Raw genomic sequence first — 16,102 nt, 5'->3', positions numbered from 1 at the left:
ATAGGTCAAGATAGGATTTTTAAGCACGCTGTCTCAAAAGGGAGCCTATCCGTTTTGAAAGGCTGCATTTAACGTACAGAGGATAACGCGAATGGTTCTCGGCAAGCCGCAAACAGACCCGACTCTTGAATGGTTTTTGTCACACTGCCATATTCACAAATATCCATCCAAGAGCACGCTGATCCACCAAGGTGAGAAAGCGGAAACACTTTATTATATTGTTAAAGGTTCCGTGGCTGTTCTTATTAAAGATGAAGAAGGAAAAGAAATGATCCTCTCCTACCTAAATCAGGGGGATTTCATCGGTGAACTCGGATTATTTGAAGAAGATCAAGAACGTAGTGCATGGGTTAGAGCAAAAACAGCCTGTGAAGTAGCAGAAATTTCCTATAAAAAATTCCGCCAATTAATTCAGGTTAACCCTGACATTCTGATGCGCCTATCAGCTCAAATGGCGAACAGATTACAAACCACATCAGAAAAAGTAGGTAACCTTGCTTTCCTTGATGTAACAGGCCGTATTGCACAAACCTTATTAAACTTAGCAAAACAACCTGATGCGATGACACACCCTGATGGCATGCAAATTAAAATTACACGTCAGGAAATTGGTCAAATCGTGGGTTGTTCACGCGAAACTGTAGGCCGTATTCTTAAAATGCTAGAAGATCAAAACCTGATCTCAGCACACGGTAAAACTATCGTCGTTTACGGAACTCGCTAATTTTCCCCACCCGAACAAACAATAGCTCTATACAAAAGAGCTATTGATAAAAAGAACGGTATGAACCCCATCCTTGCTGATGGGGTTTTTTAATAACTATACCCCTTCTACAAACGCGGCAATGGCGGCTTTTAATGCGACCATCCCCTCTTGTAATTCTTCTTGGGTAATAATTAATGAGGGTGTAAAACGCATAACATCAGCGCCTGCATTTAACATCATTAATCCCTGCTTTGCAGCCAGCCCTAATAATATTTTTGCTTTGCCTTCATATTGTGGTGCGAGTTGTGCGCCAATCAATAATCCTTGCCCACGGATTTGCGAAAAGACGTTGTAGGTTTGATTTATTGCTGTGAGCTCGTCTACAATCCACTGATAGCGCTTTTCTACTCCCTTAAGTACCTCAGGTGTATTGATTAAATCAAAAGCGACATTGCCCACTGCACACGCTAATGGATTCCCCCCATAAGTTGTACCATGAGTTCCTACCCCCATTACTGACGCTATCTCTTGTGTCGTTAACATCGCACTGAGCGGAAAACCACTTCCGAGTGCCTTTGCCGTGGTAATAATGTCTGGTGTCACATCATAATGCATATAAGCAAAAAGCTTACCTGTACGCCCCATACCTGTTTGTACTTCATCAAGGACAAGTAATGCTTGATGTTTATCGCACAGCTCACGTAGCCCTCTCATAAATTCAGGGGTTGCTGCTGTTACACCACCTTCACCTTGTACTGGCTCTAACACAACGGCACAAGTATGATCATCAATAACGGCTTTCACTGCATCTAAATCATTAAAAGGAATATGTACGATATCAGCAGGTTTTGGGCCAAAACCATCGGCGTATTTAGGTTGTCCTCCAACCGATACTGTAAACAAGGTTCGACCATGGAAGGCATGGTGAAAGGCAATAATTTTGGTTTTATAAGGATGATGGCGGGTGATTGCATAATGGCGAGCGAGTTTAAATGCGGCCTCATTTGCTTCGGCGCCAGAATTAGCAAAAAAGACACGTTCTGCAAATGTGTTATCAATGAGCTTTTGTGCTAAACGCAGTGCAGGCTCATTCGTGAAAATATTACTCACATGCCAAAGTTTTTCACTTTGTTCTTTCAATGCTTGATTGAGAGCAGGATGAGCATGTCCTAATGCCAACACGGCAATACCACCAGCAAAATCAATATAAGATTTTCCTTGCTGATCCCAAACTCGACTTCCCACCCCTTTAACAGGAATAAATTCTGCGGGTGAATAAATTGGCAACATTACTTGATCGTAAGTTGCCCGGTTGATACTTTGTTTTGTCATTACCCCACCTGATCGTTATTCGTCTTTAATATGAAAATATAATCACTAAATATGAATAAAAAATCAAATGTGGTTTTGTATAAAAAGGCGTTATTTTGTTATTTAAATACTATCTTATTAATATTTAAGAAAATTATTTAATAACTCATGGCCTTGTTCACTTAAAATACTTTCTGGGTGAAACTGAACCCCTTCAATTGGAAGTGTACGATGACGAATACCCATAATTTCATCAACATTGCCATCATGTTGGCTCCATGCCGTTACTTCAAAAGGCACTGGTAACGTCGTAGCATCTATCACTAAAGAGTGATAGCGCGTTACACTTAAAGGACGATTAAGTCCTTTAAAAACCCCTTGTTGGTTATGGTGTATCAATGAATTTTTACCATGCATAACTTCTCGTGCTCTGATAACAGATGCACCAAAAGCTTGCCCTATTGCTTGATGTCCAAGACAAACGCCAAGAATAGGGATTTCACCGGCAAACCGCTGTATAGCCTCAAGAGAGATCCCGGCTTCATCAGGAGTACAAGGCCCTGGTGAGATAACAAGATGTGCTGGCATCATCTTTTCTATCTCTTTAAGTCCAATCTCATCGTTACGCTTAACAACAACCTCAGCACCCAATTCACAGAAATATTGATAGAGGTTGTAGGTAAACGAGTCGTAATTATCAATAAGTAACAGCATATTAGCCTATCCGACTGATTTTCTTATCATTATTTATTTTATTACTATTTTAAAGCGAGTATGTCTTTGCCAAAATAGCTCGTTGTTTAACCGACTTGGGTACAACAAAGCCGATTATCATAGCACAGGTATAAAATATGAATAGTAAGCAAGAAAACCTGCTGATTTATTGCGCAATAACAAAAAGGGTGGTAATCGACAATAAATAGAGTGATTAATAACGTAGTTAATACTTATTACAGTAGATCACACGAAAAAAGAGGTAATAAAAAATATTTTTTTCATACTAAAAATCCCGGAATGAACAAGCTCATCCCGGTTTATATGCATTTTATCTTATTAGAATACGTAAATATTCTATCCTAATAATGCGCTTATTCTTTTACAACTTCAGCAGATAAAATAGTGACTGTTTTTACTGGTACATTTTGGTAAGGGCCAATATTACGAGTTTGAGCTTGTGAAATTTTATCCACCACGTCCATACCCTTTACCACTTTACCAAATACGGCATAACCAAAATCACGTTGACCGTGATCTAAAAAGGCATTATCAGCTACATTAATGAAAAATTGGCTGGTTGCACTGTCTTTATCTGATGTGCGTGCCATAGCAATAGAGCCTTTTACATTTCGTAACCCATTATCAGCTTCATTTTTAATGGGCGCTCTAGTTTGCTTTTGTTGTAAATCAGCTGTGAAGCCACCACCTTGAACCATAAAACCTGGGATAACACGATGAAAAGTTGTGCCGTTATAGTATCCATCTTCGACATACTGAATAAAGTTTTTCGTTGTTATTGGGGCTTTTTTATTATCCAGTGCTAATTCAATATTGCCTTCAGAGGTGACTAATTTAACGAAGGTTTCTCCCGTTGCCATTGCAAAAGTCGCTGTTGTTAAAGTGCAAGCGGTAACGAAGGTGACAAGAAAACGTTTTAACATGCAGGGATCCTTTACTTTAATAGTCTACAACTTACTTAATATGCAGCGATTCTAATTCGCTGAGGTAAATAGTGCCAATCATTTACCTTTATTTACGCTCAATAAGTCTTATTACGTCATAACAGAGTAAATTTTAATTTTTAAACGCTGTTATAAGTCATTAAATTGCGCCAAAATAGAGCGAATAAATATTTTAGATATTCATTCTCATGCAGAATTGAAATGAGTATGCATGAGAAGCCGCATTATTTCAGAGAGGTTTATACCATAATGGCCCAATTTAATTACCAAAAAGCACATTTCATCATCAGTGCTCCTGATATCCGTCATTTACCGCCAGATACAGGGATTGAAATTGCCTTTGCGGGTCGCTCTAATGCCGGTAAATCCAGTGCTTTAAATGCATTAACCCAACAAAATGGATTAGCAAGAACCAGTAAAACCCCAGGCCGTACTCAATTAATCAACCTCTTTCAAATTGAAGAAGGTTTACGCTTAGTCGATTTACCAGGCTATGGTTATGCCCAAGTTCCTGAAGAAATGAAGCGTAAATGGCAACGTTCTTTAGGTGAATACTTACAAAAAAGAGAGTGCTTAAAAGGTGTTGTTATTTTAATGGATATTCGTCATCCATTAAAAGATCTCGATATGCAAATGATCGACTGGGCTGTTGAATCTGAACTCCCGACACTCGTTTTACTGACTAAAGCAGATAAACTGGCATCTGGTGCCCGTAAACAACAATTAATGAGTGTACGTGTAGCATTAGCGAATAAAGTCGGTGATATTCGTATTGAATATTTTTCGTCATTGAAAAAAATAGGTATTGATAAACTGCGTAACACACTTAATGAATGGTTTTCAGGCACAGAAAAAGCGCCTGTAAACGACGATAACGCTTAATACCGTCTTTGCCCACCAACACTGACTGATCTTTTATTAATGAGGGGAAAATCACCTTTCCCCTTTCACTTCTAGCACAAATCACTTCAGTAAATTTTAGATAAAAAAATGCCCCAGTCGAAATAAAGTCGACTGGGGCAGCTAATATTCAGCTAAATCCGATTACGTGAAGTAAAAGGTCTGAAAGATAGAACATCTTACCTCTGTACCCTACGAGAGATAATGTACTCTATTTTATTGGTTAATAAAAGCCCTTTTGTAATTTTTTTTCACATGCAGACACGATTCAGCCATGTGTTTATGTATTCAAATCATAAATAAATGTAGTTTAATTACATAATTATGAGACTTTAATCACCCATGTGAATATGATTAAAAATAGAACAAATCACACAAAAGGTGCGGTTTATCGTTGATGATTTTGTGATACGCTTACCGCGAGACCGTAGTACATATGTAATTAGCGATAAAATGAGGTATCCATGGCTGTATTAACGCTCCTGCGTTTTCCTGATGAGCGTCTGCGCAGAGTCGCAGTACCAGTGGAAAAAGTAGATGACGAAATACGCACATTAATCGATGACATGATTGAAACCATGTACGCAGAACGAGGTATTGGCTTAGCGGCACCTCAGGTTAATGTATCTAAACGCATTGTTGTTATTGATGTTTCTGACAATAGAGATCAACCGATTGCCCTAATCAATCCTGAAATTGTCAGCACCGGAGATGAAGTGATGGATATGATGGATGGATGTCTATCTATTCCTGATTCTTTTGCCCCCACAGAGCGTTACCGCTTCTTAAAGGTAAAAGCATTAGATAAAAAGGGTAATGAAATTGAATTTGAAGCCTCTGATCTGTTTGCAGGCTGTATTCAACATGAACTAGATCATCTTGATGGCAAACTCTTTATTGACCATTTGTCTCCATTAAAACGTCAACGCATTGAGAAAAAACAAAAGAAATTAAGCAAACTAATCGATTCACAAGTTGCTTAATTATTCACTTATCTCTTTTTCATATTGTGATAAGTTTTGACATAAAAAAGCTCGGTAAAGCACTGAGCTTTTCTTTTTCCTATCTTAATACTAATAAATTCCCGCTGTTTTTCTCGCCATCTCTTATACAATAAATGTAAAACGTATTAGTACATCAATTGAGGTAAAAATGGAAAACAGTCGATTTATGGATTTATGTGAACAACTCAAAACAGCCGGTGCAACTAACCCTAAATCATGGGCAAATAGTGAATTACAAGAAAATATTCCACAATTTGCACGTTTCCTTGTGTTAAAAGGACTCACCAAAATCTATCGTGACGTTGAAGGAAATATCAATGAAATGGATATTTACTCTGATGAAGCCACCGAAGTATATCAAAAGGTAGCATCTCAATTTGATGAGAAAGCGCTTAAAGAACTGCTCCATTTCTATGGTAAATCAATGATAAGCAAGGTGATTAATATGCTTGATGAAGGCTATCTTTATGATGTTAATGACAACGTAGGTTGGTCTTTGATGGAGCTTAATGACAAAGGCACAACAACAGACAGGCTAATCCAAGGTTTGCACGAAGATTTTCTTGAATTTGAAGAGTCAGAGCTTGCTCCTGATACGAAAGCATAAACAAGACAGGGCATAATTTTGTGCCCTGTCTATTGAAACATAGTATTTAAAAATTAATGTGCTTCATCCCAGTTATTACCTACCCCTACTTCAACTTTTAGTGGAATAGCTAATTCCATACTACCTTCCATCAGTTGGTGGATCATGGCATTTGCTTTCTCTAAATAAGACTCTCGTACTTCAAACACCAATTCATCGTGTACTTGCATGATCATATGAACATCATCAGGACATTCATTACAAATCCAGCTATCTACTGTAATCATCGCTTTTTTGATGATATCAGCAGCGGTACCTTGCATTGGCGCATTGATCGCCTCACGCTCTGAAGCTTTACGGCGGATAGCATTCTTTGAATTGATTTCTGGCAAGTAGAGACGGCGCCCATCTAACGTTTCAACATAACCTTGCTCAGAGGCTTGTTTACGTGTGCGCTCCATATAATCTAATACACCTGGATAACGCTCAAAATAGAGATCCATATAACGTTGCGCTTCCCTTCTTTCAACACCAATTTGTTGAGACAAGCCGAACGCACTCATACCGTAAATTAATCCAAAGTTGATTGCTTTCGCGCTACGACGTTGTTCCGAGGTCACCTCATCTAAAGGAATACCAAAAACTTCAGACGCCGTTGCACGGTGGATATCTTTACCTTGAGCAAAAGCATCTAACAAACCTTTATCTTGCGATAAATGCGCCATGATCCGCAATTCAATCTGTGAATAGTCGGCTGCAACAATTTTAAATCCTTCTCGCGCAATAAATGCTTGGCGAATACGGCGTCCTTCTTCATTTCTTACTGGAATATTTTGAAGATTAGGATCACGTGATGATAAACGACCGGTTGCTGTTACAGCTTGATGATAAGAAGTGTGTACACGCTTCGTTTTACTATTCACCATCAATGGCAATTTATCAGTATACGTAGATTTGAGTTTCGCAAGCCCGCGATGTTCTAAAATCAAGCGCGGTAATTCATGACTATGCGCCAACTCTTCTAATACTTCTTCATTAGTTGATGGTGCCCCTTTCGGGGTTTTCTTGATAACAGGTAATTGCAGTTTATCAAACAGGATTTCTTGTAATTGTTTAGGTGAAGAAAGATTAAATTCTTGCCCAGCTAATGCAAACGTCTCCTTTTCAATTTCCGCTAGACGTTGCGTGATTTCTTGAGATTGAGTGGCTAAAACTTGAGCATCAATTAATACCCCTTTGCGTTCCATTCTAGAAAGAACAGGCACTAATGGTATCTCAATATCACAGTAAACATGTTTAAGAGGCTCAATGGCTTCTATTTGAGGATATAGCGCTTGATGGAGTAATAAAGTGATATCGGCATCTTCCGCCGCATATAACGTCGCTTGTTCCACCTCAATTTGGTTGAAAGTCAGCTGGCCTTTACCTTTACCCGCGATCTCTTCGAATGTTGTGGTTTTATGGTTTAAATGCTTGTCTGCTAGCGTATCCATATCATGTCGATTACTGACACTATTTAATACGTAAGATTCCAACATCGTATCAAAATGAATACCATTTAATTCAACGCCTTCATTTTCCATAATACCGCGGTCAAACTTCAGATTCTGTCCAATTTTCAAGATATTTTTATCTTCTAAAATGGGTTTTAATACCGCGAGAACATCATCCACAGGAAGTTGGTCTGGTGCATCTAAATACTCATGACGTAGTGGGATATAAGCTGCTTTACCGGGTTCAATCGCAAACGACATCCCAATTAAACGCGCATCAATATTATTTAAGCTGTCAGTTTCTGTATCGAATGCAAATACAGGGGCTTTTTTAAGAAGCTCAACCCAACGCGCTAAGCTTTCAGGAGTTACAATTGCTTCATAATTCTCTTGTGTGATGACAGGAAAATTTGCTGATGCAGGGACTTCTTTAGATTGAGTCGCTTCTGAGGTATAAGGCACAGCCACTTTTTGTGTACTGCGTTGTGCTAACCAGCCACCATTTTGGAGATCACTTATCCAACGTTTAAATTCGTAACGTGTAAACATCTCTAATAATTGATCTAGATTTGGCTCATTAACGACTAAATCATCAAACGTTTTATCAAGTTCAACATCCGTCTTAATGGTTGCCAATTTATAAGAAAGCTTTGCCACTTTCTCATGCTCAGCCATTTTAGCACCAAGAGTTTTAGCTCCACGAAAACTCAATGTTGCGATATTATCAAGCTGTTGATAAATTTCGTCTAAACTACCCAAACCTTGTAAAAGGCCCAATGCCGTTTTCTCACCCACACCGGGTACACCAGGGATGTTATCTGATGAATCACCCATTAATGCGAGAAAATCAATAATCAGTTCAGGAGGCACACCATATTTTTCTTTCACTTCATCGGGGCCTAAAATAACGTTAGTCATGGTGTTAATCAGCGTGATCTTTGGTGTCACTAACTGCGCCATATCTTTATCACCAGTGCTTATTAGGACATCACGCCCATCAGCGGCTGCTTTTAATGCCAGTGTTCCAATAACGTCATCCGCTTCCACACCTGAAATAGATAATAAAGGTAAACCCATTGCTTGCACCATTTCATGTAAAGGCGCTATTTGTTCACGTAAATCATCCGGCATTGGTGGACGATTAGATTTATATTCCTCATACAACTCATCACGGAATGTTTTACCTTTAGCGTCAAACACAACCGCAACATGGCTTGGTTTATACTGTATAATCAGGCTACGTAACATGTTCAACACACCATACATCGCACCGGTTGGCTCACCTTGGCTATTGGTTAGCGGTGGAAATGCATGATAGGCGCGGTAAAGATATGAGGAGCCATCTACAAGGATAAAGGGGTTTTCTGCTATCTGGACCATAATCTGTTCATCATTGTTCTGAGGTTCGTTGATATGACTAGAATGCCACATCACAGCCCAATAGACGAATATTACCTGTTCTTAAATGTGGAAATTTGGTTTAAAGACTCCATTATTTATTACTAACCGAACTTAGTAGAAAAGAAAAAGCATTAATGATTACGTTAATATGAGTTAACGTACTTTTTAATCAGACAGGACATCTGTTAATCTAATCCTCATTAAAAATAAAAGCTAAAAATCAAATTTATGAGTTTGTTTAAAAATGGTTTAGGATAGTGTCATTAATTCATCATAAATATTAATATTCATATTAGTGTCACCTTTTTTTTATTAAAATTTCAACTATTCAGCAAACACCATAATAACCTGTGGATAACTCTGTGAGTAGTTTTTTTATTCTCTCTATATTAATAAGTTACCTTTCTTTTCAATTTATTAACATAATTAAAAAATCAATCACTTAGCGAATTTGTTAAGATATTATAATTTAATAAATACTTTTTTTATTAATGTGGATAGTTATATTATGACAAATTTATGAAAGCAAAAAAAATAGCACTCCTATTTAGTGAGTGCCATTTTTCATATAAAAACTATATACTTTTACTTAATCCAGACAAGAAAGAATTTAGTCTATATTATTTTTTCAGCAATAATTGATTCACAATATCTGAATATGTTTTCGCATATTCTTCTGGTGATTTAGCGCTGATACCATCATTCTTCATCTTGTATTTACCACCAATGATCATAGCTGGTACACCATTAATTTGGAAATCAGCAACAGCATTTTGTTGTTGGCTCACTAAAGAATTCACAACAAAGCTATTCATTGCCGCGTCATAGTCTTCACCTTTAACGCCTGCATTAATAAAAGTATTACGGATATCATCAACAGAACGAATAGACTGAGTTTCTTGAATGCCTTTAAACAGAGCAGGAGAAACTTGATCTTCAACGCCTAATGCCATGGCTACAGCCCAAGAACGTGTTAAGTCTTTACCTAAAGGCCCTAAAAAGTCAACATGATAGCGGACAATATTGGTATTTTCTGGCGCATTCTTTTCAACAGTACTATTGACTTTATAGACTTCAGAGAACTGGTAACAATGTGGGCAATAAAAAGAGAAAAACTCCACAACGTCAGGCGCTGCAGTGACAGGTTTGGAAAGATTAGTATATTGTTTTCCTTCAGAAATATCTGCAGCAGACACGCTGAATGCTAACACCATGCTTGCTAACGCCAACCAAATCTTTTTCATTTTTCATCGTCTCCTAAGAATTAATACATTGGACTAAGTTGTAAAGGAGGCTCATTTAATTGCTCCACTTGTCCCTTGAATAAGGCTAATTGTTTAAACCAAAAATCTTGTTCTTGAAACCAAATAAAAGCTCTTGGAAAAGCAGGATCATTCCAGCGTTTTAATACCCACGCGAGATAATGTACCATTCTCATCGCTCTTAGCGGTTCAATTAATGACAATTCTCGTAAATCAAAATCTTGATATTCATAATAAGACTCAAGGATTGTATCTAATTGTATAATTTGCTCTTGCTTTGAACCATTTAATAACATCCAGAAGTCTTGTATTGCTACCCCCATTCGGGAATCATCAAAATCAACCATCACAACTTCATCACGCCACAATATATTACCGGGATGGCAATCTCCATGCAGTCGTAATATTTGCCATGCAGAATCTTCTATTCGAGGATTCACTTCATGAATAAGTTTATCAATTACCTTAATAAACTGAGGTTTGAGGCTATTCGGAATTAATTCACTATTTTCAAACTCTAATTTTGGGGCTATTAGATATTCTTTAATAGAAAGAGTGGGACGATACTGATAACTCTTTTTTCTGCCTATTTGATGAATGCGCCCTAATGTGCGTCCGACTTCTTCTAGTTGAAATAAGTTATCCGTTTCATATGCCCTTCCACCAATACTAGGAAATAGTGCAAAATAAAAACCATCATCAGAAAGATGAACTGTCTCATTATGAATGATTAAAGGAGCGGCAACGGATACTTGAGCCTCCTTTAATGCTAAAACAAATTCATGTTCTTCTTTTATTTGTTCATATGACCAACGCTTAGGGCGATAGAACTTCACCACATAACGCTGTCTATGTTCATCTATAAATTGAAAAACACGATTTTCATAACTATTTAATTCCGTTAACCCTGATTCAGGATAAAAACCGATTTTAACTAGTGCATCCCAAATGTTATCAGGTGAAAGTCCCTGAAAATTAAATGAGGCAGACATTTCCATTTTCTATCCTGAATTTAATCTTTAATCACACCGCGGGCACGTAAAATAGCGGTTTTAAAATCTTCTTCATAATCTTTTTTTAGTCCTGGGATAACATCTGTCGGTGCTGAGCCACGCATTTTCAGATGGTAAATCAAAATATCATCAGTCAGATCAGATAATTGACCTTTAAAACCCGCTTCATCAGCCAGTTTCTGCAATAATTGAATTAAGTTTAAATCAGAATTCTCTTCCCAAACTGGGTGCAGTAATTCCATAACTTCATTAAGACGGTGACATTTCATACAAAAAATCCTTATTATTAATGACAACAACAAAGTACCAATTATTATCTGATAGAAAAAGGAAACCTCTGTCAATATGCGTAAAGATTACGCTTTTTTGATAAAAATTGCTGTTGCTTTACATGAAATCTCACTGAGTCGAGACTTTTTATTAGTATATCGTCTTTCCCTGATAAAAATCGTTCGTAAATTTTAGCCAATTTATTCACAAATATTGAATATGAAAAAGAAGAATATTACAGGTGGCATACTCGCTGGAGGCCAAGCAACTCGAATGGGTGGCGCAGATAAAGGGCTACAAATTCTACATGGACAACCGTTATACCTCCATATTGCCCAAAAACTAGCACCTCAAGTCAATAGTCTATTGATTAGTGCGAATCGAAATTTAGAACAATATCGCCAGAGCCCATATCCTGTTATTACTGATGAAATAGAGGGATTTTCGGGTCCTTTGGCTGGTATGCTGACACTATTAAAACAAGCATCAACGCCTTGGGTTGCCTTTGTACCTTGTGATGTGCCTTATTTTCCACTCAATTTGGTAGAGACTCTCTATGAACAAAAAGGAGCGTCTTTAGCTGTTTATGTTGATGATGGCGAAAGAGAACATCCTACATTAGCGCTATTGCATCGTAGCATTATACCTATGCTAGAAGCCTATTTAGCACAAGGTGATCGAAAATTAATGCTGTTTATGAAGCAGATAAATGCACACCCCGTTTTATTTGCTGATCAAGCCAGTGCTTTTATTAACTTAAATACCCTTGACGATATTGAAAAAGCCAACAAATTACAAAAATAGGAGTTAATAATATGGCACAGATTGATCTCCCTCTTTTAGGGATCACCGCATGGAGCGGAACCGGAAAAACAACGTTACTAAAACAACTGATCCCACAACTACGCAAAAGAGGGATCCGTGTGGGGATGATCAAACACACCCACCATAATATGGATGTAGATAAACCTGGCAAAGACAGCTATGAGCTTAGAAAAGCTGGAGCTGACCAAACATTAGTGGCAAGCCAACAACGCTGGGCCTTAATGACCGAAACACCTGAACAATCAGAATTAGATTTGTATTACCTTGCTTCTCGCTTTGATACTCGGCAATTAGATTTGATCTTAGTCGAAGGCTTTAAAGGAGAAACTATTCCTAAAATTGCACTTTATCGCCATATCAATGAACGTAACTTTAATGATTTACTTGATGAGCACGTTATTGCCGTTGCCAGTGATTGTGATTTAAGCGTAGATTTTCCATTACTAGATATCAACGCACCCGAGGCAATCGCAGAATTTATTGTAGATTGGCTGAAGAGAACGAAATAAAATCACAAATAATAAAGCGCCCTATAAAGGCGCTTCATTTTCAATAAAATAGAGGGAATTAAGCAAAAATAATCGCCTGATAAGGTTGAAGAATAAGGTTTCCTTTTGCATCTTCGACAATTGGGCTATTATGCAGGTAAGTCTGTTTTACTTTAAGTGTTAACGTTTTTTTCTCACCACTAAAATTACAGTAAATATTGACTGAATTACCTTCATAAGTACGCTTAAAAGCAATCACATTTTCTGGTGAATCTAATGGAAAAAACCCACCATAAATTAAAATGTCACTAATATCGGAATGTCGTCTTAAAGCAATTAATTGCTGGTAATAAGCAAAAAGAGAGTGCTTATCTTCCATCTGTTGCTTTGCATTAATCTGCGTATAATTAGGATTAACTTTTAACCATGGTTTGCCAGTACTAAAACCGCCATTGATTTTGCCATTCCATTGAAAAGGCGTTCTTGAATTATCACGGCTACGTTCATTAAAATATTCAATCATTTGCTTATCGCTATAACCTAATTTTTTGCCCCACTCATGTAATTTAAACACATGTAAATCGTCATGCTCTTCCAATGTCATCGGGCAATTTGTCATGCCAATTTCTTGCCCTTGATAAATAAAAGGTGTGCCTCTTTGCGTTAATAAAAATGTTGCTAACATTTTGGCACTAATAGGATTAATCGCACCTTTAGGGAGAAATTTATTTAATGAACGAGGTTGATCGTGATTTTCTAAATAAGGTGCTCCCCAACCCACTCGCTGAGTATCTAATTGGCTTTTAATAAAGACCGGTTTTAATCTTTCACCTGTAATTGGGTTAATTGTAAATGGCTTTTCATTGCGAATATCTAAATCCGCAATACTAAAATCAAATACCATAGAAAAATAACCATTCTCTCCCACATAAGCACGTAAATCTTTTTCTGGCACATCGATTTCAGCTACAGTCATGCTATTTGCAGGTCTAAAAGTATTTTCTGTTAACTCAGTTAAAAACTTATCAATGCCGGGTTGATTTAAAACCCAAGGTACTAAAGACGCTGAACCATCGTCTTTATCGGGTTCAAATTGATATTCAGATAATGCTTCAGGGGATTTTTTTAAATTGCCAATGGCATCAATACGAAATCCAGCAACCCCTTTTTTGATCCAGACATTTATCATATCGATAATATCTTTACGTAATTGTGGATTTTCCCAATTTAAATCTGGCTGCTCTGGACCAAACGAATTAAAGTACCATCGATCCGTATTGCCTACACGACTCCACACAGAGCAATCAAAATAAGTACGTAAATTATTAGGTGGCGTCGGTTTATCCCACTGTTTAAAAATATAATAACCCGCATAGGGACTATTAGGATCGTCGAGTGCCGCTTTAAACCAAGGATGTTCATCGGAAGAGTGATTTAATACTAAATCTAATAAAATTTTAATATCTCGTTTTTTAGCTTCACTGATTAGTTTATCTAACGCCTTATTGTCACCAAAAATAGGATCAACAACAGAATAATCAGCAATATCATAACCATTGTCTTTCATCGGCGATTTAAAGATAGGACATAACCAAATAACATTTGTACCTAGCGATTGAATATAATCTAATTTTTCCGTGATCCCCGCTAAATCTCCAATACCATCACCATGACTATCGTAATAACTTTTGGGATAAATTTGATAGACCACCGCTTCTTTCCACCAAGTATTAGACATTTTCACCTCACCGAGACGATCAATAAACATGGAACTGTTCCATGTTTCATATAAGATACTATAGGCACTAAAATAGTGGATAAGGTAATTAACATACTAAAATGTGAAATAGCTCATACTAAAAAAACACAATTACCTCATTAAAGAGGGGTTTGTCTTAATCAGATTAAGATATATTAGTTAATCAACTAATTGAAAGGAGCAACAGCATATTCAATGGCCGGGATCCGTGATGTCGCAAAAAAAGCCAACGTCGCCGCAAGCACTGTTTCAAGAGCACTAAATAACAGTGGCTATGTTTCTCAATCTGCACGAGAGAAAATAAAAAAAGCGGTAGAAGAATTAGATTATATTCCAGATACTTGGCTTAGAAATTTATATCAACAAAAGAGTGCTGTTGTTGGCGTCATTATTAATAGCCTTGAGTATCCTTATTTTGCGACAGTGACCCGTTTTATCGAAAATAAACTCGCCGAGAACGGCTATAGCATGATGTTATGTGCAACACAAAATAGCAAAGTACGTGAACGTATCTTTTTTGATATGCTCAAACGTGGCCAGATTGACGGTATTATTGCAGAGTATCTGCTATTGAATGACAGAGAATATCATCATATTCAAAAGCCTGTGGTAACACTTGACCGCCATCTTCGTGATATTCCATTAGTTTGTTCTGATCACCATACAGGAGGGCAATTAGCGGCTGATCATCTTATTCAAAAAGGTTGCCAAAAAATTCTCTATATCGAAGATAATTCAAGTTATTTATCTTCAACCCCCTCTTATCAAAGCTGTTTAGCCTTTAAGGAAACACTTATTCAAGCAGGTATTACCCCAATTTCCTGTAAAGTAAATTGGAAAGAAGAAGAGAAAGATTACTTCCATACTTTTGCGACAAAAATACTGACACAGCATCCAAATATTGATGCTATTTTTGCTGCTGATATTCCAGCAATGGCCTTGTTTAACGAGGCAACAAGACGAAATATCGCCATTCCAGAACAACTAAAAATTGTCGCTTATGATGGAAGCCCTTGGTTAAACCAAACATTGCGTCAACTCACCTGTATTGAGCAACCCTTTGAACAATTAGCTGAAAAAAGTGTAGAAGTGATTAGTGCATTAATTGAAAATAAGGAAATAACAGATAATGTCTTTGTGATCCCTGTGAAATTTATTCAAGGTGAAAGCAGTTAAAGTTCGTGAGTTTAAAAATGAAATAACACGCGTTTTCCTATTGTCTGTATAACATCAATACTTAATTCACCACCGAATATAGAGGTATAACGCTTTCATGTTGAAAGACGAAGAACATTATCTGGTTGTCTAATTTTGGCTAATGTAGACTTTTACCCCCAATCAAATAAGCTAACTCAGTTTGATAAATATGTAATGCCTCATACAATTGCTCCAGTAATACGTTTTG

Annotated in this window: 16 protein-coding genes; 7 read left to right on the top strand and 9 right to left on the bottom strand. The window is 37.2% G+C overall.

The genetic code is table 11. The features are described 5' to 3' along the window. Positions 1–91: 91 nt before the first annotated feature. Complete coding sequence (gene crp, locus GWJ05_RS10910) at positions 92–724, top strand: cAMP-activated global transcriptional regulator CRP (protein WP_004246872.1); 633 nt, start codon at positions 92–94, stop codon at positions 722–724. Between the two features lie 96 nt (positions 725–820). Here the strand turns inward: crp and argD are convergent, their stop codons facing one another. The 3 genes from argD to ppiA form a co-directional block, all read right to left on the bottom strand. Then, the gene (argD, locus tag GWJ05_RS10905) at positions 821–2,038 is read right to left on the bottom strand and encodes a bifunctional acetylornithine/succinyldiaminopimelate transaminase (protein WP_036933915.1); all 1,218 of its coding nucleotides are present in this window, start codon (positions 2,036–2,038) and stop codon (positions 821–823) included. 117 nt (positions 2,039–2,155) lie between these two features. Next, positions 2,156–2,731: an aminodeoxychorismate synthase component II gene (locus tag GWJ05_RS10900; RefSeq protein ID WP_036933913.1), complete on the bottom strand. Its 576-nt coding sequence runs from the start codon at positions 2,729–2,731 to the stop codon at positions 2,156–2,158. Positions 2,732–3,105: 374 nt separating this feature from the next. Then, positions 3,106–3,675, bottom strand: a complete 570-nt coding sequence (ppiA, locus tag GWJ05_RS10895; RefSeq protein WP_036933911.1) for a peptidylprolyl isomerase A — start codon at positions 3,673–3,675, stop codon at positions 3,106–3,108. Between the two features lie 270 nt (positions 3,676–3,945). Here ppiA and yihA point away from each other — a divergent pair, with 270 nt between their 5' ends. Further along, complete coding sequence (yihA, locus tag GWJ05_RS10890; RefSeq protein WP_103005153.1) at positions 3,946–4,578, top strand: ribosome biogenesis GTP-binding protein YihA/YsxC; 633 nt, start codon at positions 3,946–3,948, stop codon at positions 4,576–4,578. 148 nt (positions 4,579–4,726) lie between these two features. Here the strand turns inward: yihA and GWJ05_RS18805 are convergent, their stop codons facing one another. Further along, a complete protein-coding gene (locus GWJ05_RS18805; protein WP_438361642.1) occupies positions 4,727–4,774 on the bottom strand; it encodes a hypothetical protein in 48 nt (15 codons plus the stop codon). A 286-nt stretch (positions 4,775–5,060) separates the two neighbouring features. Here GWJ05_RS18805 and def point away from each other — a divergent pair, with 286 nt between their 5' ends. Continuing rightward, the gene (gene def / locus GWJ05_RS10885; RefSeq protein ID WP_036933906.1) at positions 5,061–5,579 is read left to right on the top strand and encodes a peptide deformylase; all 519 of its coding nucleotides are present in this window, start codon (positions 5,061–5,063) and stop codon (positions 5,577–5,579) included. A 169-nt stretch (positions 5,580–5,748) separates the two neighbouring features. Further along, positions 5,749–6,207: a hypothetical protein gene (locus GWJ05_RS10880; protein WP_036933902.1), complete on the top strand. Its 459-nt coding sequence runs from the start codon at positions 5,749–5,751 to the stop codon at positions 6,205–6,207. Between the two features lie 53 nt (positions 6,208–6,260). On the opposite strand, the gene polA is transcribed toward GWJ05_RS10880, so the two are convergent. The 4 genes from polA to GWJ05_RS10860 all read right to left on the bottom strand — a co-directional run bounded on the left by polA (position 6,261) and on the right by GWJ05_RS10860 (position 11,624). Continuing rightward, complete coding sequence (gene polA, locus GWJ05_RS10875; protein WP_087803753.1) at positions 6,261–9,059, bottom strand: DNA polymerase I; 2,799 nt, start codon at positions 9,057–9,059, stop codon at positions 6,261–6,263. Positions 9,060–9,700: 641 nt separating this feature from the next. Further along, a complete protein-coding gene (dsbA, locus tag GWJ05_RS10870) occupies positions 9,701–10,324 on the bottom strand; it encodes a thiol:disulfide interchange protein DsbA (RefSeq protein WP_036933899.1) in 624 nt (207 codons plus the stop codon). Positions 10,325–10,344: 20 nt separating this feature from the next. Continuing rightward, positions 10,345–11,340, bottom strand: coding sequence for a serine/threonine protein kinase (locus tag GWJ05_RS10865; protein WP_036933898.1), 996 nt, complete (start codon positions 11,338–11,340; stop codon positions 10,345–10,347). Positions 11,341–11,354: 14 nt separating this feature from the next. Beyond that, on the bottom strand, positions 11,355–11,624 hold the full coding sequence (locus GWJ05_RS10860) for a YihD family protein (RefSeq protein ID WP_023583277.1): 270 nt from the start codon (positions 11,622–11,624) through the stop codon (positions 11,355–11,357). Positions 11,625–11,844: 220 nt separating this feature from the next. Between GWJ05_RS10860 and mobA the strand changes: the two genes are divergently transcribed. Next, positions 11,845–12,429, top strand: a complete 585-nt coding sequence (gene mobA, locus GWJ05_RS10855; RefSeq protein WP_036933894.1) for a molybdenum cofactor guanylyltransferase MobA — start codon at positions 11,845–11,847, stop codon at positions 12,427–12,429. An 11-nt stretch (positions 12,430–12,440) separates the two neighbouring features. Then, positions 12,441–12,959, top strand: coding sequence for a molybdopterin-guanine dinucleotide biosynthesis protein MobB (mobB, locus tag GWJ05_RS10850; protein ID WP_036933892.1), 519 nt, complete (start codon positions 12,441–12,443; stop codon positions 12,957–12,959). Positions 12,960–13,017: 58 nt separating this feature from the next. Here mobB and GWJ05_RS10845 read toward each other — a convergent pair whose 3' ends face one another. Next, on the bottom strand, positions 13,018–14,706 hold the full coding sequence (locus GWJ05_RS10845) for an alpha-glucosidase (RefSeq protein ID WP_224215403.1): 1,689 nt from the start codon (positions 14,704–14,706) through the stop codon (positions 13,018–13,020). A gap of 186 nt (positions 14,707–14,892) precedes the next feature. On the opposite strand from GWJ05_RS10845, the gene GWJ05_RS10840 reads away from it, so the two are divergent. Beyond that, positions 14,893–15,873: a LacI family DNA-binding transcriptional regulator gene (locus GWJ05_RS10840; RefSeq protein WP_087803689.1), complete on the top strand. Its 981-nt coding sequence runs from the start codon at positions 14,893–14,895 to the stop codon at positions 15,871–15,873. Positions 15,874–16,102 lie beyond the last annotated feature (229 nt).

It is taken from the genome of Proteus sp. G2626, from assembly GCF_009915985.1.
Classification (GTDB): Bacteria; Pseudomonadota; Gammaproteobacteria; order Enterobacterales; family Enterobacteriaceae; genus Proteus; species Proteus vulgaris.
Note: the sequence above shows the minus strand (reverse complement) of the source record. Positions and strands in the feature narration are given on the sequence as shown.